This is a genomic window from Streptomyces sp. HD (genome assembly GCF_028369295.1).
Lineage (GTDB): Bacteria > Actinomycetota > Actinomycetes > Streptomycetales > Streptomycetaceae > Streptomyces.
Window position 1 is genome coordinate 18,073 of the sequence record NZ_JAQMYP010000011.1, and the last position, 17,186, is coordinate 35,258.

Genomic DNA, 17,186 nt, shown 5'->3' on the forward strand with positions numbered 1-17,186 from the left:
TTATGGACACCTATCCTTGGAGTCGGTCGGACAGCGCGGTCCGCTCTGATTTCTTCCCGGATGCCAGGAGCCGTATGCGGCACCCGCCGCGCGGCACCGGGGCCGGGTTCCCTCCCAGACGAGCTTCAACACTGCAAGGAGCCGCACCTGTGAGCAGTGCCGACGACCAGACTGAGTCCCAGGAGACCACCAACACCGAGCTGCGAGCCGACATCCGCCGACTGGGTGACCTCCTGGGTGAGGCCCTCGTCCGGCAGGAGGGCCCCGAGCTCCTCGACCTGGTCGAAAAGGTCCGCCGCCTCACCCGGGAGGACGGCGAAGCCGCCGCCGAACTGCTGCGTGGCACCGAACTCGACACCGCGGCCAAGCTGGTCCGCGCCTTCTCCACCTACTTCCACCTGGCCAACGTCACCGAGCAGGTGCACCGTGGCCGCGAGCTGCGCGCCAAGCGCGCCGTCGAGGGCGGCCTCCTCGCCCGTACGGCCGACCGGCTCAAGGACGCCGACCCCGAGCATCTGCGCCAGACGATCCAGCACCTCAACGTGCGCCCCGTCTTCACCGCGCACCCCACCGAGGCCGCCCGCCGTTCGGTCCTCAACAAGCTCCGGCGCATCGCGGCCCTCCTGGAGACCCCGGTCCTCGAAGGCGACCGCCGCCGCCATGACACCCGACTGGCCGAGAACATCGACCTCGTCTGGCAGACCGACGAACTCCGTGTCGTCCGCCCCGAGCCCGCCGACGAGGCCCGCAACGCCATCTACTACCTGGACGAACTGCACGCCGGCGCCGTCGGTGACGTCCTGGAGGACCTGACGGCGGAGCTGGAGCGCGTCGGCCACAAGCTCCCCGACGCCACCCGCCCGCTCACCTTCGGCACCTGGATCGGCGGCGACCGCGACGGCAACCCCAATGTCACCCCCCAGGTGACCTGGGACGTTCTCATCCTCCAGCACGAGCACGGCATCAACGACGCCCTGGAGATGATCGACGAGCTGCGCGGCTTCCTGTCGAACTCCATCCGCTACACGGGTGCCACCGAGGAACTGCTTGAGTCCCTCCGGGCCGACCTGGAGAACCTCCCCGAGATCAGCCCCCGCTACAAGCGCCTGAACGCCGAGGAGCCCTACCGGCTCAAGGCCACCTGCATCCGGCAGAAGCTGGAGAACACCAAGACGCGGCTGGCCAGGAACATCCCGCACGAGGCCGGGCGGGACTACCTCGGCACCGGCGAGCTGCTGCACGACCTGACGCTGATCCAGACCTCGCTGCGCGAGCACCGGGGCGCACTGTTCGCCGACGGCCGCATGAACCGCACCATCCGCACGCTGTCCGCGTTCGGCCTCCAGCTCGCCACCATGGACGTCCGCGAGCACGCCGACGCCCACCACCACGCCCTCGGCCAGCTCTTCGACCGGCTCGGCGAGGAGTCCTGGCGCTACGCCGACATGCCCCGCGACTACCGTGCCAAGCTGCTCGCCAAGGAGCTCCGCTCGCGCAGGCCGCTGGCGCCCACCCCGGCGCCGGTGGACGCGGCCGGTGAGAAGACCCTCGGCGTGTTCCAGACCGTCAAGCGGGCGCTTGAGGTCTTCGGGCCCGAGGTCATCGAGTCGTACATCATCTCGATGTGCCAGGGCGCGGACGACGTCTTCGCCGCGACCGTGCTGGCCCGCGAGGCCGGCCTGATCGACCTGCACGCCGGCTGGGCGAAGATCGGCATCGTGCCGCTCCTGGAGACCACCGACGAGCTCAAGGCCGCCGACACCATCCTGGAGGACATGCTCTCCGACCCGTCGTACCGCAGGCTCGTGGCACTGCGGGGCGATGTGCAGGAGGTCATGCTCGGCTACTCCGACTCCTCCAAGTTCGGCGGCATCACCACCAGCCAGTGGGAGATCCACCGCGCCCAGCGCCGGCTGCGCGACGTCGCCCACCGCTACGGCGTCCGGCTGCGCCTCTTCCACGGCCGCGGCGGCACCGTCGGCCGTGGCGGCGGCCCCTCGCACGACGCGATCCTCGCCCAGCCCTGGGGCACCCTGGAGGGCGAGATCAAGGTCACCGAGCAGGGCGAGGTCATCTCCGACAAGTACCTCGTGCCCTCCCTGGCCAGGGAGAACCTGGAGCTGACCGTCGCGGCCACGCTCCAGGCCTCCGCCCTGCACACCGCACCCCGCCAGTCCGGCGAGGCCCTCGCCCGCTGGGACGCGGCCATGGACGTCGTCAGCGACGCGGCCCACGCCGCGTACCGCAAGCTCGTCGAGGACCCGGACCTGCCGACGTACTTCCTCGCGTCCACGCCGGTGGACCAGCTCGCCGACCTGCACCTGGGCTCGCGGCCCTCCCGCCGCCCCGGCTCGGGTGTCTCGCTCGACGGGCTGCGCGCCATCCCGTGGGTGTTCGGCTGGACCCAGTCGCGGCAGATCGTGCCCGGCTGGTTCGGCGTCGGCTCCGGTCTGAAGGCACTGCGCGAGGCCGGTCTGGACACCGTGCTCGACGAGATGCACGAGCAGTGGCACTTCTTCCGGAACTTCATCTCCAACGTCGAGATGACGCTCGCCAAGACCGACCTGCGGATCGCCGCCCACTACGTCGACACCCTGGTGCCGGACGAGCTCAAGCACGTCTTCGACACCATCCGCGCCGAGCACGAGCTCACCGTCGCCGAGGTCCTGAAGGTCACCGGCGAGAAGGAACTCCTCGACGCGACGCCGGTCCTGAAGCAGACCTTCGCCATCCGCGACGCCTACCTGGACCCCATCTCCTACCTCCAGGTCACCCTGCTCAAGCGCCAGCGTGACGCCGTAGCCGCGGGCACCGAGGCCGACCCGCTCCTGTCCCGCGCCCTGCTCCTCACCGTCAACGGCGTGGCAGCGGGCCTGCGCAACACCGGCTGACCAGGCCCAGAAGGCCCAGAAGGCCCAGAAAAAGAGGGTGCCCCCGTGCTTCGTACGAGCACGGGGGCACCCTTGGTCTCTACCGGCCGTCAGGCCCTGCGACGCCGGAACACCAGGTAGCCACCCGCGCCGACCAGCGCGGCCGCGGCGGCGGACAGCAGGCCCACCGGGGCCCCGTTGCCGGTCTCGGCGAGGTCGCCCTCGGCGTCGCCCTGCGCGGACGGGGACGACGACGGGGCGGCGGCCGGCTCGGACGCCGAGGCGCCCGGCGTCTGCGGCTCGGACTCGTCGTCCGGCGAGGAGGAGGAAGGCGAGGCGGATGGTGTGGCCGTGCTGCCGCCGCCCTCCTCCTCGTCCTCGCAGTCCGTCCAGAACACCTTGTGCTTCGCGGACCCCTTCTCGCCCTCGAAGTTCCAGAACAGCTTGTAGTGCCCGTCGGGCAGCGTCATGTCCGCCGTACGGCCATGACCCTCGCCGTCCAGCGTGATGGCGCCCGACTTCACCGTCTCGCCCTTCACGGCGGCGGTCGGCGCCCATGCCTCGATGTGCCAGGAGACCTGCTGAACGCTGTCGAAACCGAACGCGTCCAGGTAGAACTCGCACACATGCGGCTCGTTCTTGCGCAGTTCCTCGCCAGTGGTGGCGTCGTGGATCTTCACGGTGCCGTTGTCACCGGGAGCGGTGGCGTGGGCGGCGGCCGGAGCGGAGAGCAGCGCGGTCGCGGCGACGGCGGTCAGGGCGCCGACGCGGTGGAGGGTACGCATGAGGCAGTAGTCCATCTTCGAGAAGGAACGGGAAGATGTGGAGGGGGCGGCTCAGCTTCCAGCCGGGACTGACCCCAGGTCAATCACGAAGAGGGAACGAACAGAAATCCACTGGGCACGGCGCCCCCTGACAGACCGCCAGACCCCGTCAGATCACCACAAATGCCGCCGTGAGCAACGCCATCCCCGACCCCGCCAGCACCCACGCCAACCGCGTCCGCCGCAGCCCACCCGCCACGACGACCGACGCCAGCAACAGCGCACCGCCCAGCGGAACCCAGGCGTACAGAATCCCCGCGGGCCCGGACCGTACGACCTCGTCACTGCCCGGCTTGACCACGACCGTGTACGTCTGCCCCTTGCGCACCGCCACGTTGTCCTCGATGACGACCGACTCGCGCGGCTGCGCACCCTCCGAGACCGGTGTGAAGGGACCACTGCACGTGTCTCCGCCGCACCGCGTCACCTCGATCGTGCCGCTCTCCCGGCCCTTGGTGAGCATCACATGGTGCGCGGTGCCCCACGAGGCCCACACGCCCGCGATCAGGATCAGCACGACGACCGTGCCCATCGTCGCGACCCGCCCGAAGCGCAGCGCGGCGGCAGCGCCCTGACTGGAGACAACGGCAGAAGGCATGGCCGCGATCCTTGGCCATGCCCCTGCGCCCGGTCAACTCGGCCCGTTCGACCGGGCGGACAAGTCAGGAGTTGTACGTGCTTTGCGCCCGCTCCAGCCCCTCGATCACCAGACACTCCACCGCGTCCGCCGCACGGTCCACGAAGTAGTCCAGCTCCTTGCGCTCGGCGGAGGAGAAGTCCTTCAGAACGAAGTCCGCGACCTGCATACGGCCCGGAGGCCGTCCGATCCCGAACCGCACCCGGTGATACTCCGAACTCATCACCTTCGTCATCGACTTCAGCCCGTTGTGCCCGTTGTCCCCGCCGCCCAGCTTCAGCCGCAAGGTGCCGTAGTCGATGTCCAACTCGTCATGAACGGCGACGATATTTCCGACCGGCACCTTGTAGAAGTCCCGCAACGCGTTGAGGGGCCCGCCGGACAGATTCATGAACGACATCGGCTTCACCAGGATCACCCGCCGGTTCAACGGCCCCGGCGGCCCGATCCGCCCCTCGACGACCTGAGCCTGGGCCTTCCCCGCCCGCTTGAACTTCCCCCCGATCCGCTCGGCCAGCAGATCCGCCACCATGAACCCCACGTTGTGCCGGTTCATGGCGTACTCGGGCCCCGGATTACCGAGGCCGGCGATCAGCCAGGGGGCACTCGGGTCGGTAGTCACGTCCACGTCTCCTTGCTGTGCTTATCCGGGGGACAACCCCCGGACCCCCGGCAGAAAACCCCGGTTCGTCGAGGATGGCCGGAGTGAACATTGCCAGGCATGCCCGGGTGATACGCCGCCAGCCGCTGCTCCCGTCGGGAACAGCGGCTGACGAACCGATGACAGAGCCGAGGATCACGCCTCTGCCAGACCCGAGGATCAGGCCTCGGCGACTTCCTCGCCCACGGCGGCCTCGCCCTCGGCGGCCTCCTCGGCCTGCGAGGCCAGGACCTGCAGAACGACAGCGTCTTCCTCGACGGCCAGCGTGGTGCCCTTCGGCAGCGTGATGTCCTTGGCGAGGATCGAGGCACCGGCCTCAAGACCCTCCACGGACACGGTGACCGACTCGGGGATGTGCGTGGCCTCGGTCTCGACCGGCAGCGCGTTCAGCACGTGCTCCAGCAGGTTGCCACCGGCGGCCAGCTCGCCCTCGGTGTGCACCGGGATCTCGACCGTGACCTTCTCGCCACGCTTGACCAGCAGCAGGTCGACGTGCTCCAGGAAGCCCTTGATCGCGTCACGCTGGACGGCCTTCGGGATCGCCAGCTCGTTGGACTTGCCGTCGATGTCCAGGGAGATCAGGACGTTCGGCGTACGCAGCGCGAGCAGCAGGTCGTGGCCCGGGAGGGTCAGGTGCAGCGGCTCCGTGCCGTGGCCGTACAGGACACCGGGGACCTTCGAGTCACGACGGATACGGCGGGCGGCACCCTTGCCGAACTCGGTGCGGGTCTCGGCGGAGATCTTGACCTCGGACATGATCACTCCTCGTAGAACTAGATGCGGACGTGGTCACCCGGCCACGAACGGCCTGCTACGAAGAGCGCGTCGATAACGGATCACCGAATCCCGCAGAACAAACGGGAACGGCCTCCCTCGCCGAGCAACTGAAGCAGTCTACTCGGAGGGGGAGGCCGTACCCAAAAGGATCTCTACTGCTCGTCGAACAGGCTCGTCACCGAACCGTCCTCGAACACCTCACGCACCGCGCTCGCGATGGTCGGCGCGATCGACAGCACCGTCAGCTTGTCCAGGTCATGGCTCAGCTCGCCCGGCGTCGGCAGCGTGTTCGTGAACACGAACTCGCTCACCCGGGAGTTCTTCAGCCGGTCCGCCGCCGGACCCGACAGCACACCGTGCGTGGCCGTCACGATGACGTCCTCCGCGCCGTGCGCGAACAGCGCGTCGGCCGCCGCGCAGATCGTGCCACCGGTGTCGATCATGTCGTCCACCAGCACGCACACCCGGCCCTTGACCTCACCCACGACCTCGTGGACGGTCACCTGGTTCGCCACGTCCTTGTCGCGCCGCTTGTGCACGATCGCCAGCGGCGCACCCAGCCGGTCGCACCAACGGTCCGCGACCCGCACGCGTCCCGCGTCCGGGGACACGACGGTCAGCTTGTCCCGGTCCACCTTGCGGCCCACGTAGTCCGCGAGCAGCGGAAGAGCGAAGAGGTGGTCGACCGGACCGTCGAAGAAGCCCTGGATCTGGTCCGTGTGCAGATCCACGGTCAGAATGCGGTCCGCACCCGCCGTCTTCATCAGATCCGCGATCAGACGCGCCGAAATCGGTTCACGCCCACGGTGCTTCTTGTCCTGCCGCGCGTAACCGTAGAACGGCACGATGACGGTGATGGAGCGCGCCGACGCACGCTTCAGCGCGTCGATCATGATCAACTGCTCCATGATCCACTGGTTGATCGGAGCCGTGTGGCTCTGGATCACGAAGCAGTCCGCGCCGCGCGCCGACTCCTGGTAGCGGACGTAGATCTCACCGTTGGCGAAGTCGAAGGCCTTTGTGGGTACGACCCCGACCCCCAACTGCTGGGCGACCTCCTCGGCAAGCTCGGGGTGGGCGCGGCCGGAGAAGAACATCAACTTCTTCTCGCCGGTCGTCTTGATCCCGGTCACAGCACTGTCTCCTCAGAGGTGTCGCAGCTGGGTGTGCACTTATCACGGTACGCCGTGTTTGACGCACCGGTTTCCGGTCAGTCCTCGGTCTCGACCTGCCGAGACGCCGCCTCGGCCGCCTTCGCGGCAGCACTGCCCGGACGCTTACGAGCGACCCAACCCTCGATATTCCGCTGCTGACCACGGGCCACGGCCAGCGAACCGGGCGGTACGTCCTTCGTGATCACGGACCCGGCGGCGGTGTACGCGCCGTCCCCGATGGTGACAGGAGCCACAAGCATGTTGTCCGCACCGGTACGACAGTGCGACCCGACCGTGGTGTGGTGTTTGTCCTGTCCGTCGTAGTTCACGAAGATACTCGCGGCACCGATGTTCGTGAACTCACCGATGGTCGCATCACCGACGTACGAGAGATGCGGGACCTTCGTCCCCTCACCGATCGAGGAGTTCTTGGTCTCGACGTACGTACCGATCTTGCTCTTCGTGCCGAGACGGGTCCCGGGCCGCAGATAGGCGTACGGCCCCACGCTCGCCTGTGCTCCCACGACGGCGCTGTCGGCCACGGTGTTGTCGACCCGCGCCCCGGCGCCGACCTTCGTGTCCTTCAGCCGGCAGTTCGGGCCGACCACCGCGCCCTCACCGAGGTGTGTGGAGCCCTGGAGCTGGGTGCCGGGCTGGACGAGAGCGTCCTGCTCGAAGGTGACCGTCACGTCGACCCAGGTCGTCGCCGGGTCGACCACCGTGACACCGGCGAGCATCGCGCGGGTCAGCAGCCGGTCGTTCAGGATCCGCCGGGCCTCGGCCAGCTGCACCCGGTTGTTGATCCCGGCGATCTCGCGGTAGTCACCGGCGATGGACGCGCCGACGCGGTGACCGGCCTCGCGCAGGATGCCCAGGACGTCGGTCAGGTACTCCTCGTGCTGGGCGTTGTCCGTGCGGACCTTGCCCAGCGCGTCCGCGAGCAACTGCCCGTCGAACGCGAACACACCCGAGTTGATCTCCCGGATCTCCCGCTGCGCGTCCGTCGCGTCCTTGTGCTCGACGATCTCGGTCACGGCACCGGTCGCACCGTCGCGCACGATCCGGCCGTAACCGGTCGCGTCCGGGACCTCGGCGGTCAGCACGGTGACGGCGTTGCCGTCGGCGGAGTGGGTGGCGGCGAGGCGGGTGAGGGTCTCGCCGGTGAGGAGGGGGGTGTCGCCGCAGACGACGACCACGGTGCCGTCGATTCCACCGCCGAGCTCCTCAAGGGCCATCCGTACGGCGTGCCCGGTGCCGTTCTGCTCGGCCTGTACAGCGGTGCGTACGCCGGGGTCGATCTCACCGAGGTGCGCGACGACCTGCTCCCGCGCATGCCCCACGACCACGACCAGGTTCTCGGGGTGCAACTCGCCCGCGGCGGCGAGCACATGACCGACGAGGCTGCGTCCGCAGATCTCGTGCAGAACCTTGGGTGTGGCCGACTTCATACGGGTGCCCTCACCCGCTGCGAGAACGACGACGGCTGCCGGGCGAATGGCGCTCACGGGATGCCCTTCGGCTGTGGAGGGGGTGGGGTGACATCCGCAGGATACCGGGGCGTTTTGTGGGGGACATGAGAGCGGGTCCCGACTGAGCTGTTGGCAGTCGGGACCCGCACCTTGAGTACTTGCTCCCCCGCCAGGACTCGAACCCGGACAGATGGCACCAAAAGCCACAGTGCTGCCAATTACACCACGGGGGATGAAACTCGACTGAACCGGACGTAGGGCCAGGTCGCCGAGTCGGCACCCAACACTATGCCGTACCGGGCGCCTTCCGTGCGACGGTACAGGTCGGCGCTCGCCGCGGCCCCGCCGCCCGCGCCGCCGCGCCGCCCTCTCTCGCGGTGCCTCGAAGTCGGCGTCCGGGGGCGAACGGTGTGCGATTCGGCAGTTCGAGGGATATCGGGCGGTTTCGCTTACGCTCGGTCACGGAGTGTGGTGTAGGCCAGTCGTCGAAACTCGCCGGAAAAGCGGTGCCGGGCGCCCGTAGGCTGGAGTCATGACCACGACGGGGGAAGACCGCGCCGGGGCTCCGCCGGAGGGGGCGGGACCGTGGTGGTGGGGCAGGTTGCGCAGTGCGGTGCTGGACGTGAGTCTGGCCGTCGTGTCCGCGCTGGAGTGCGGGGTCGAGGGGGTTCGTTTCGCGAAGGACGCCGGGATACCCGTGGCCGCGGGCGTGGTGTTCGGGGTGCTGGCGGGGTCCGTGCTGGTGCTGCGGCGTCGGTGGCCGATAGCCGTCGTACTGGTGTCGATCGCGGTGATGCCGGCCCAGATGGGCTTCCTGATGGGCATCGTCGGTCTGTACACCCTGGCCGCGTCCGAACTGCCCCGGCGGATCATCGGCTCGCTCGCCGGGATGTCGTTCGTCGGCACACTGATCGTGACGTTCGTCTGGGCTCGGCAGGGCATGGCGCGGGGGAGTCTGACCTTCGGGGACTGGGTGATCCCGTTCGCGTCGATCACCACCGCCCTCGGCGTGACCGCGCCGCCGCTGCTGCTCGGGCTGTATGTGGGGGCCCGGCGCCGGCTGATGGAGAGTCTTCGGGAGCGGGCCGACAGCCTTGAGCGGGAGCTTCAGCTGCTCGCCGAGCGGGCGGAGGAGCGGGCCGAGTGGGCGCGCAACGAGGAGCGGACCCGGATCGCGCGGGAGATGCATGACGTCGTCGCGCATCGGGTGAGTCTGATGGTCGTGCACGCCGCCGCGCTGCAGGCCGTGGCCCGCAAGGACCCCGAGAAGGCGGTGAAGAACGCCGCGCTGGTGGGGGACATGGGGCGGCAGGCGCTGACCGAGTTGCGGGAGATGCTCGGGGTGCTGCGGAGCGGGGGTGCGCGGGCGGACCGGGCCCACGGGGCCGTCGTACCGCTTGCCGCTGTGGGGGCGGCTGCCGCCGCCGCGGCCGACCGGGGATGGGGTGCCCAGGACGACGTGACCGGTGAGGGGCCCTGTCTGTCCGAGTTGGACGAGCTGATCGGGCAGTCGGCCGCCGCGGGGATGGTGGTGGATCTGTCCGTGGAGGGGGAGTCGCGGTCCTATGCGCGGGAGGTCGAGCAGACGGCGTTCCGGGTGGTGCAGGAGGCGCTGACGAACGTCCACAAGCATGCGGCGGGGGCGAAGACGCATGTGCGGCTGGCGCACCGGATGTCGGAGATCGCCATGCAGGTGGAGAACGAACCGCCGCCCGAGGTGTCGTCGGAGTCGTCGGCACGGCTGCCGTCGGGCGGCAACGGCCTGGTGGGGATGAAGGAGCGCGTCGTGGCGCTCGGCGGGGTGTTCGTGTCCGGGCCGACGGATGCGGGGGGCTTTCGGGTGTCGGCGGTGATTCCGGCGGCCTAGCCGCGGATGCCGGCCGTGTCTGTCCCGCGGGCTGCGTTTGTCCCAGGGGCTGTGTCCCACCGGCTACGCGTGTCCCCCGGCCCGTGGCTGTCCGACGGGAGATGCCCCCCTTGGTGCCGTTCCGGGGAGTCAGCCCGCTGTGAGGCGTACCGGCTCTATCCCCGCGACCAGGCCGGCGAGGGCTTGGTCGATGTCCGGGCCGAGGTACCAGTCGCCGGTGTGGTCGAGCGTGTAGACGCGGCCTTCGGTGTCGATGGCGAGGAGGGCCTGGGTGTCGGTCTCGGCGCCGAGGGGGCAGACCTCGGTGTCGAGGGCGCGGCCGAGGTCGCCGAGGGTGCGGGCCATGTGGAGGCCGTGCAGAGGGTCGAAGTGGACGGTCGCGGGGGCGACCTGGCGGCCGGGTCCGGTGGGGCTGATGCGCAGGCCCCCGAATTCGGCCCAGGCCTCGACGGCGGCGGGGAAGACGGCGTGGCGGTGGCCGGCGGGCGAGGCGTGCTCACGCAGGGCGTCGGCCCAGAATTCGGCCTGCTTGATGTCCCAGCGTCCCGGTTGCCAGCCGGCGGCACGCAGGGCGGCGTCGACGGGGACGGGGAAGCGCGTCGAGGAGGTGCGGTCGGTGTGCATCTGCCCTTCGATCGTCGAGTGGGCCGGGGTGTGCGGCAGCGGTGGGCCGCCCGGCGGAGTGCGGTGGTGCGGGTGGGTGGGGGAGGTCAGCCGTCCGCCGGTGTCGGGTCGACGATACGGACGCCGAAGTGGGCGCTGAGGGCGGTGCAGGCGCGGCAGGGTGCGGCGAAGCTGCCGTGGAGAGGGTCGCCGTCCTCACGGATGCGGCGGGCGGTGAGCTTGGCCTGTTTGAGGGCTTTGCGGGCTTCGCCGTTGGTCATGGGTTTGCGGGCGGCACGTTTGCTGCGGGTGGCGTCGGCCGTGGCGATGTGGCGTGAGATGAGGATGGTCTCGGCGCAGCGGCCGGTGAAGCGGTCGCGTTCGCCGCTGGTGAGGGTGTCGAGGAAGTCCTGGACGAGGTGGTGCAGTTCCGGCGGCTGGTCGCCGCGGGCGGCGGTGCCGGTGAGGGTGGCGCCGCGGACCGAGAGGGCGGCGGCGACGGTGGGGAGTATGCCGTCACGGCGGTGGCGGAGGGCGGGCGCGTGGGGTGTCTCGGTGGCGCTCCAGCCGATTCGGGGGTCGCCGGACCTCGCGGCGTCGGTGCCGGTCTGCGTGGTGTTCATGATCGTCATCCCCTCCCGAGCATCCCCCGGGCATGCTCTCGGAGGTCACAGAGTGCCAAATGCCGTGGCGGGTGCGGAAGCTGGGGCGGCGCGACACGCCCGGGTTTGGGCGGGCTGTCACGGCGGGGTGACGGCTGGTCACGGAAGCGGAGGGGGGCATGACCGGCGCCGGTGACCCGTGTCGTCGTACCGCATAGGCTGTCGGCACCGCTTTCCATGCGGTGACGTGTGGACGCAGACGAGACAGTGGATACGGGGCGTTGTGACCGTGTGTGGTCATGGCGGGCCGTATCAGAACGCCGCAGGGGGCAACCGTCATGACGACAGGTCGGCTCGGGCTGGGGGCACCTCCCGGCCGCCAGGCCGCGGGACAAGCCGTGCCGCCGAACGCGGCCTACGCCGGGCAGGTCGTGCATTTCCCGGATCCGGTACGTGCGTCCCGTCACCCGAGAGGAGTACACGTCGACGAGCGTGGTTACCCCGATTTCTCGCCGTACGCGCGTGCGGCGGCGGAGATCGCGGAGCCGCCGGAGGGCTTCGGCGTCGACGAGTTGCGGCTGACGGACTACGTCTCGGCGAACGCGGCGCTGGCCGCGTCGGGGCACGACCTGTGGGACACGGTGCCGGCGGTGGCGACACCGCACGGCTGGACGTGGCATCACGCGGTGGGTTCGCGGCGGCTGGAGCTCGTTCCGGTCGAGGTGAAGGCGCTGCTGCGGCACCACGGCGGGATCGCGACGTCGGTGGTGGACCAGAACAAGCGCGGGACGCGGCCGTTGCAGGACACGCGGCCCGCGCACTTCCGGTTGCCGAAGTCGGGTGTGGCGGTGACGGAGTCGCAGGTGCTGGGGGTCGAGGAGGACCTCGGGTACCGGCTGCCGGGTGCGTATCGGTCGTTTCTGAAGGCGGCCGGCGGGTGTGCCCCGGTGGGGACGGCACTGGATCCGGAGCTGGGCCTGCTGGTCGACCAGCCGCTGTTCACGGTGCGGGACGAGGCGGCGATAAATGACCTGGTCTACGTCAACAAGTGCCTGCGGGACCATCTGACCAAGGACTTCCTGGGCGTCGGGTTCGTGCAGGGCGGGTTGCTGGCCGTGAAGGTGAAGGGCGACCGGATCGGTTCGGTGTGGTTCTGCGCGTACGACGATGCACGGGACGTGGATCCGGCCTGGCCGGCGGCCGAGCGGGTGGAGCGGTTGCTGCTGCCGTGCGGTGAGGACTTCGACGCGTTTCTGTCCCGGCTGGCGGGTTCTCCGCCGGAGTTGGAGACGGTGGCGAATCTGATGGTGGACGGCGGGTTCGCGCGTGCGGTGCCGGTGGCTTCGGTGGGGGAGTGAGCTTCGCGATGGTGACGTTCGCACAGGCGCAGGAGCGCGCGGAAGAGTGGATCAACGGGGAAGTGCCGTCGTACCAGCATCGTGAGGTGCGGGTACGGGAGTTCGAGCTCGGGTTCGTGGTGTGGGCCGAGGACCGTTCGGACGGGCCGCGTTCGGACGGGGGTGACCAGCGGCTGGTGATCGCCCGGGACAGCGGGGAGGCCACGCTCTGGCCGTCGCTGCCGGTGGGTGAGGTGATTCGCCGGTACGAGGAGGAGTACGGCCGTGCAGGCGCGGCGGCGGAACCGGCACCGGCCGCTCCGGCCCGGGTGGACCTGAACCAGACGTCGTTCCTGCTGACGCCGCCGGAGTGGTTGCAGGAGGCGGCGGACAAGTTGGGGATCCCGGATCAGCGGGATGGGAGTGACTCGGGTGCCGGTGCCGGTGCTGACGACGGGGTCAGGAACGGGAGTGGCTCGCGGTCCGGGGATTTGCGGGCTGGGGCTGACCGTTCTGACACGTCTGACAGTGGTGCGGGTACGGGTGCGGGTGCCTCCGGCGGTATGGCCGGTGGTGTGCCTGCAGCGCCGAGTGCGCCTGTGGCACCGGGTGTGCCTGATGGGGCGACTCCGTGGGCCGGGACCGACACCAGTGTCGATATCGGCGAGGACCGTTCCGTCCCGTTGCCGGAGACGGTGTTCGCGCCGCCGCTGAGCGAGGACGACATGACGCCGCCGGATGCGCAGACCGCGCTGATGTCGGGCGGCAGCCGGCTTCCGCGGACGGCGGTCGAGCCGGCACTCGACGAGCCGAACCCGCCGGGTGCGATGCCGCCCCCTCCGTCGGTGCCGGGTGGGTCGGCTTATGGCTATCCGCAGGGTGCGGGTGGGCCGGGTACGCCGTCGGGGGCGCCCGCGCCGGGTGCTACGCCGCCGCCTCCGGCTGGGCCGGGTGCGCCGTCCTACGGTTACCCGCAGGGCGGGCCTGCCGGCCCGCAGAGCGGGCCTGCCGATGGGGCGGGGGTGCCGCAGGCTCCGGGGACTCCGGGGGCTCCCGGTACGCCGGGGCGGTCGCTCGCGCCGGACGCCGGGGACATCGCCGATGCCGCGACGAGCAAGGCGGCGCCTCCTCCACGCGCGCGGGGCGGGGCTACGCCTCCTCCGCCGCCGGGTGCTCCGGGGGTGCCGGGGGCGCGGGCGGGGGGTACGCCTCCTCCTCCGCCGTCTGCTCCGGGCACACCCGCTGCTCCGGGTGCGCCTGCCGCTCCGGGGACTCCGGGTGCGCCTGCCGCTCCGGGGACTCCGGGTGCGCCGGGTGCGCCTGCGGGTGGGTACGTTCCGACTCAGCTCGTGTCGGCGCTGGGGCCCGATGGACCTGAGGGTGCCGCCGGTCCGGGGGCGCCGCAGCCGCCCGGTCCTCCTGGTGCCCCTGGAGCGCCGGGTGCGCCGAACCCGCCCGGTGTGCCGAACTCGCCCGGTGTGCACCATGCCGCCACCGTGTTCGCCGACCCGAACCAGATGGGCGGCCCTCCGCCGCCTCCGGGCGCCCCTGGCATGCCCGGTGCTCCGGGTGCGCCGAACCCGCCTGGCGTCCCCAACCCGCCCGGCCCTCCGGGTGCACCCGGCATGCCGGGCGTTCCGCAGCCTCCTGGCCCCCCGGGTGCTCCGGGTGCGCCCGGCGCTCCTGGTGCTCCTGGTGCTCCGCAGCCTCCCGGCACGCCCGGTGGACCCGGTGCTCAGGGCGGCGTTCACCACGCGGAGACGGTGCTGGCCGCGCCCCCGGTGGGCGGCCCCGGCGTGCCTCCGCCGCCACCGGCGCCGGGTGGTCCCGGTGCCCCTGGCGCGCCCGGCGTTGTGGGTGGGCCTGGCGCGCCCGGCATGCCCAATGCCCCCGGCGGACCTGCGGCTCCCGGCGTCCCAGGCGCCCCCGGCGCATCTGCCGCTCCTGGCGCCCCTGCCGCTCCCGGCATGCCCGGCGCCCCCGGCATGTCCCCGGGCTCCCCGCAGCCCCCGATGCCGCCCGGTGCCGTACCGCCGGCTCCCGGCCGGCCCGGTCCGGGGCAACCGGGGCAGTCCGGTCCGGGGCAAGCCGGATCCGGTCAGCCCCCGGCCTACGGCTACCCCCAGCAGGCCCCGGCCCAGCCCACCGTCGGCCCCGGCTACCAGGCCGTCCTGCGCTACCGCGCCCAGGACGGCTCGGAGCAGCAGCTGATCCGGCGTTCCGCGCCGGGGACGCCGCACCCGGAGTGGCAGATCTTCCACGAGCTGCGGGGCATGAACGTGCCGCCGGACCAGGTGCTGGAGCTGCACACGGAGTTGGAGTCGTGCGAGCTGCCGGGTGCGTACTGTGCGCGGATGATCCGGGAGCAGTGGCCGCAGGCGAGGATCACCTCCATCGCGCCGTACGGCACGGATCACGCGAGCCGCCAGCAGGGCATGCAGCAACTGATCGCTCACCAGGGCGAGTTGCACCAGGTGGCCGACGGGCCCGCCCGCCCGGCACCCGTGCGTGCCCCGCTTCCGCAGGTGCAGGCGGCGCCGCCGATTCCGCCGGAGGGCGTCGCGCAGGAGCTGGCGGGGGCGTTCGGACCCGGCATCTTCCGGTTCGAGCAGGCGGCCGTGTCGCGGCAGGGCGTGCCGCCCGTCGTGGCACACAGCCTGGTCGTCGGCGGTCTGCCGATGGACCTGGGTCCGTTCTTCTGGGCGCAGGCCCAGCCGGGGCGGCCCGTTCCGACGCTGGCGGAGCTGGCACAGGAGCGCGGGGTGCAGCCGGCGTCGGACGCGGGCTCGTACCTCGTCATGGGCAGCGACTTCGGCAGGGCCCTGTGCGTGCAGTACGGCACGGCGAACATCGTCGCCGTGCCGGTGGAGGCGGGCCCGGGCGGTGCTCCCGTACCGCCGCAGTTCGTGAACACCGGTCTGCCCGAGTTCCAGCGCAGCCTGGCGCTGCTCGGCCGGATGTGGCGGCTGCGCTTCGGTCTGAACCAGGAGCAGGCGGGCCGCTGGACCGTCGACTTCCAGGCTCAGCTCGCCGCCCTCGACCCGGCGGCGCTCGGTTCGCCCGAGAGCTGGTGGTCGGTGCTGCTGGAGCAGATGTGGGACGGGCTGCTGTGACCCCGCGGCCCAGCTGCTTGTCGTGATGTGACATCACCCGGCTGCCGCTGACAGCGGCGTGCGGGGGTGAAAGGGCCGGCTCTCGGTTGTGCGACCGAGGCCGGCCCTTTCGTATGCGCCCGTACGCGCTTTTTCTCGGGGCTTCAATGCCTCCGCCCGTGTCCCATGCGCGGAGTGTCGCGTTATGAACGGTTCCGCCCGATACATCAAGATGTGCGCTAAATCATCATTTTCACATCCGTACCGCGGAGAGGGGCTCCAGGATGAGCGGCGCACCGGTCTCGGTCTACGACTTCGTGGTCGTACGAGGACGCGGCTACCGTCCCGAACAGGTCGACGCCTTCGTCGACGCCCTGTTCCACGACCGCGACGCCGCCTGGGAGCGGGCCGCCCGGCTCACCGTGCTCGCCAAGGAGATGGAGGCGCAGGCGGCGGAGCTGCGGGAGACGGTGGCGGAGCTGACGCCGCAGACGTACGAGACGCTGGGGGATCGGGCGCGGCAGCTCTTCGCGTTGGTGCAGGAGGAGGCCGAGGCCGTGCGGGAGGCGGCGCGGGAGGATGCGCGGCACACGGTCGAGGAGGCCCAGTCGTACGCGGACGAGGTGCGGGACGCGGCCCAGGCCTACGCCGACACCCTGAGTGCCTCGGCCGACGAATGGGCCCGGCAGCGGTTGCTCGCGGCACGCGGCGAGGCGGGCGAGATCCGGATCACCGCCAAGCGTGCCCTGAAGGAGCGGCGCGGGGAGGTGCTCGGCCCGTTGCGCCAGGTACGGCACCGCACCGACGGGCTGCTCACCGGGCAGGCCAAGGAACAGGCCGAGCGGTGGGCCGAGGTGGAGCGGGAGGCCGAGGCACGGTTGGCCGCGCTGAACGTGTCGGAGGCGGAGGGCGTCGCGCGCGCCGAGGCCTCGCTGGCGGAGGCGAAACAGGTGCTAGTGGAGGCGGAGGCCTCGGCGAAGCGGTTGCAGGCGGAGGCGCAGACGCACGCGACGGAGCTGGTCGAGGTGGCCCGGCGGCGGGCGGTCGAGATCGACCGCGAGACGGAGCAGGTGCTGCGCGAGCACGGGGAGAAGTGGGACGAGGTCCGCACGCACATGGACCAGATGCGCAACAGCCTGACCCTGCTGACGCGCCAGGTGGCCCTTGAGGGCGAGCTGGCAGCCGAGCTGGAGAGCGGTGGCGACGCCGACAGCGCCCCCGAGACCGACACCGAGACCGACACCGAGACCGACACCGAGATGCAGGCCACGAAGGGTGAGTGACCCGACCGGG

The 17,186-nt window shown here is 71.0% G+C and carries 13 protein-coding genes and 1 tRNA gene; 5 read left to right on the forward strand and 9 right to left on the reverse strand.

Annotated elements, in window-relative coordinates; translation table 11 throughout:
- Positions 1-149: 149 nt before the first annotated feature.
- Positions 150-2,891, forward strand: a complete 2,742-nt coding sequence (gene ppc / locus POF73_RS13120; RefSeq protein WP_272114857.1) for a phosphoenolpyruvate carboxylase — start codon at positions 150-152, stop codon at positions 2,889-2,891.
- An 89-nt stretch (positions 2,892-2,980) separates the two neighbouring features.
- On the opposite strand, the gene POF73_RS13125 is transcribed toward ppc, so the two are convergent.
- The 7 genes from POF73_RS13125 to POF73_RS13155 form a co-directional block, all read right to left on the reverse strand.
- Positions 2,981-3,655, reverse strand: coding sequence for an LPXTG cell wall anchor domain-containing protein (locus POF73_RS13125; protein ID WP_272114858.1), 675 nt, complete (start codon positions 3,653-3,655; stop codon positions 2,981-2,983).
- A gap of 148 nt (positions 3,656-3,803) precedes the next feature.
- Positions 3,804-4,292: a hypothetical protein gene (locus tag POF73_RS13130; protein ID WP_272114859.1), complete on the reverse strand. Its 489-nt coding sequence runs from the start codon at positions 4,290-4,292 to the stop codon at positions 3,804-3,806.
- Between the two features lie 64 nt (positions 4,293-4,356).
- Positions 4,357-4,959, reverse strand: a complete 603-nt coding sequence (pth, locus tag POF73_RS13135; protein ID WP_272114860.1) for an aminoacyl-tRNA hydrolase — start codon at positions 4,957-4,959, stop codon at positions 4,357-4,359.
- Between the two features lie 192 nt (positions 4,960-5,151).
- Positions 5,152-5,748 (reverse strand): 50S ribosomal protein L25/general stress protein Ctc, encoded by a 597-nt coding sequence (locus POF73_RS13140; RefSeq protein WP_272114861.1) that lies wholly within the window; start codon positions 5,746-5,748, stop codon positions 5,152-5,154.
- 173 nt (positions 5,749-5,921) lie between these two features.
- Positions 5,922-6,902, reverse strand: a complete 981-nt coding sequence (locus POF73_RS13145) for a ribose-phosphate diphosphokinase (RefSeq protein WP_272114862.1) — start codon at positions 6,900-6,902, stop codon at positions 5,922-5,924.
- A 77-nt stretch (positions 6,903-6,979) separates the two neighbouring features.
- Positions 6,980-8,428, reverse strand: a complete 1,449-nt coding sequence (gene glmU / locus POF73_RS13150; RefSeq protein ID WP_272114863.1) for a bifunctional UDP-N-acetylglucosamine diphosphorylase/glucosamine-1-phosphate N-acetyltransferase GlmU — start codon at positions 8,426-8,428, stop codon at positions 6,980-6,982.
- A gap of 125 nt (positions 8,429-8,553) precedes the next feature.
- Positions 8,554-8,625, reverse strand: a tRNA-Gln gene (locus POF73_RS13155).
- A gap of 299 nt (positions 8,626-8,924) precedes the next feature.
- Between POF73_RS13155 and POF73_RS13160 the strand changes: the two genes are divergently transcribed.
- Entirely contained in the window at positions 8,925-10,259 is a 1,335-nt protein-coding gene (locus tag POF73_RS13160; RefSeq protein WP_272114864.1) for a sensor histidine kinase, read from the forward strand.
- A gap of 129 nt (positions 10,260-10,388) precedes the next feature.
- Here POF73_RS13160 and POF73_RS13165 read toward each other — a convergent pair whose 3' ends face one another.
- Positions 10,389-10,883, reverse strand: coding sequence for an SUKH-3 domain-containing protein (locus POF73_RS13165; RefSeq protein WP_272114865.1), 495 nt, complete (start codon positions 10,881-10,883; stop codon positions 10,389-10,391).
- Between the two features lie 86 nt (positions 10,884-10,969).
- Entirely contained in the window at positions 10,970-11,494 is a 525-nt protein-coding gene (locus tag POF73_RS13170) for a YwqJ-related putative deaminase (RefSeq protein WP_443049507.1), read from the reverse strand.
- Positions 11,495-11,802: 308 nt separating this feature from the next.
- Here POF73_RS13170 and POF73_RS13175 point away from each other — a divergent pair, with 308 nt between their 5' ends.
- The 3 genes from POF73_RS13175 (at position 11,803) to POF73_RS13185 (ending at position 17,176) form a co-directional block, all read left to right on the forward strand.
- The gene (locus tag POF73_RS13175) at positions 11,803-12,822 is read left to right on the forward strand and encodes an SMI1/KNR4 family protein (RefSeq protein WP_272114867.1); all 1,020 of its coding nucleotides are present in this window, start codon (positions 11,803-11,805) and stop codon (positions 12,820-12,822) included.
- Positions 12,823-12,830: 8 nt separating this feature from the next.
- Positions 12,831-15,914, forward strand: coding sequence for an SUKH-4 family immunity protein (locus POF73_RS13180; RefSeq protein WP_272114868.1), 3,084 nt, complete (start codon positions 12,831-12,833; stop codon positions 15,912-15,914).
- A 263-nt stretch (positions 15,915-16,177) separates the two neighbouring features.
- Positions 16,178-17,176 carry a DivIVA domain-containing protein gene (locus POF73_RS13185; protein ID WP_272114869.1) on the forward strand — a complete coding sequence of 333 codons (999 nt, stop codon included), beginning with the start codon at positions 16,178-16,180 and terminating at the stop codon, positions 17,174-17,176.
- Positions 17,177-17,186: the final 10 nt, after the last annotated feature.

What these genes read in the sequence shown, in the direction of transcription:
- POF73_RS13125 (WP_272114858.1), bottom strand. Translation starts at nt 3,655, where the DNA reads ATGCGTACCCTCCACCGCGTCGGCGCCCTGACCGCCGTCGCCGCGACC.
- POF73_RS13130 (WP_272114859.1), bottom strand. Translation starts at nt 4,292, where the DNA reads ATGCCTTCTGCCGTTGTCTCCAGTCAGGGCGCTGCCGCCGCGCTGCGC.
- POF73_RS13140 (WP_272114861.1), bottom strand. Translation starts at nt 5,748, where the DNA reads ATGTCCGAGGTCAAGATCTCCGCCGAGACCCGCACCGAGTTCGGCAAG.
- POF73_RS13160 (WP_272114864.1), top strand. Translation starts at nt 8,925, where the DNA reads ATGACCACGACGGGGGAAGACCGCGCCGGGGCTCCGCCGGAGGGGGCG.
- POF73_RS13165 (WP_272114865.1), bottom strand. Translation starts at nt 10,883, where the DNA reads ATGCACACCGACCGCACCTCCTCGACGCGCTTCCCCGTCCCCGTCGAC.
- POF73_RS13170 (WP_443049507.1), bottom strand. Translation starts at nt 11,494, where the DNA reads ATGACGATCATGAACACCACGCAGACCGGCACCGACGCCGCGAGGTCC.
- POF73_RS13175 (WP_272114867.1), top strand. Translation starts at nt 11,803, where the DNA reads ATGACGACAGGTCGGCTCGGGCTGGGGGCACCTCCCGGCCGCCAGGCC.
- POF73_RS13180 (WP_272114868.1), top strand. Translation starts at nt 12,831, where the DNA reads ATGGTGACGTTCGCACAGGCGCAGGAGCGCGCGGAAGAGTGGATCAAC.
- POF73_RS13185 (WP_272114869.1), top strand. Translation starts at nt 16,178, where the DNA reads ATGAGCGGCGCACCGGTCTCGGTCTACGACTTCGTGGTCGTACGAGGA.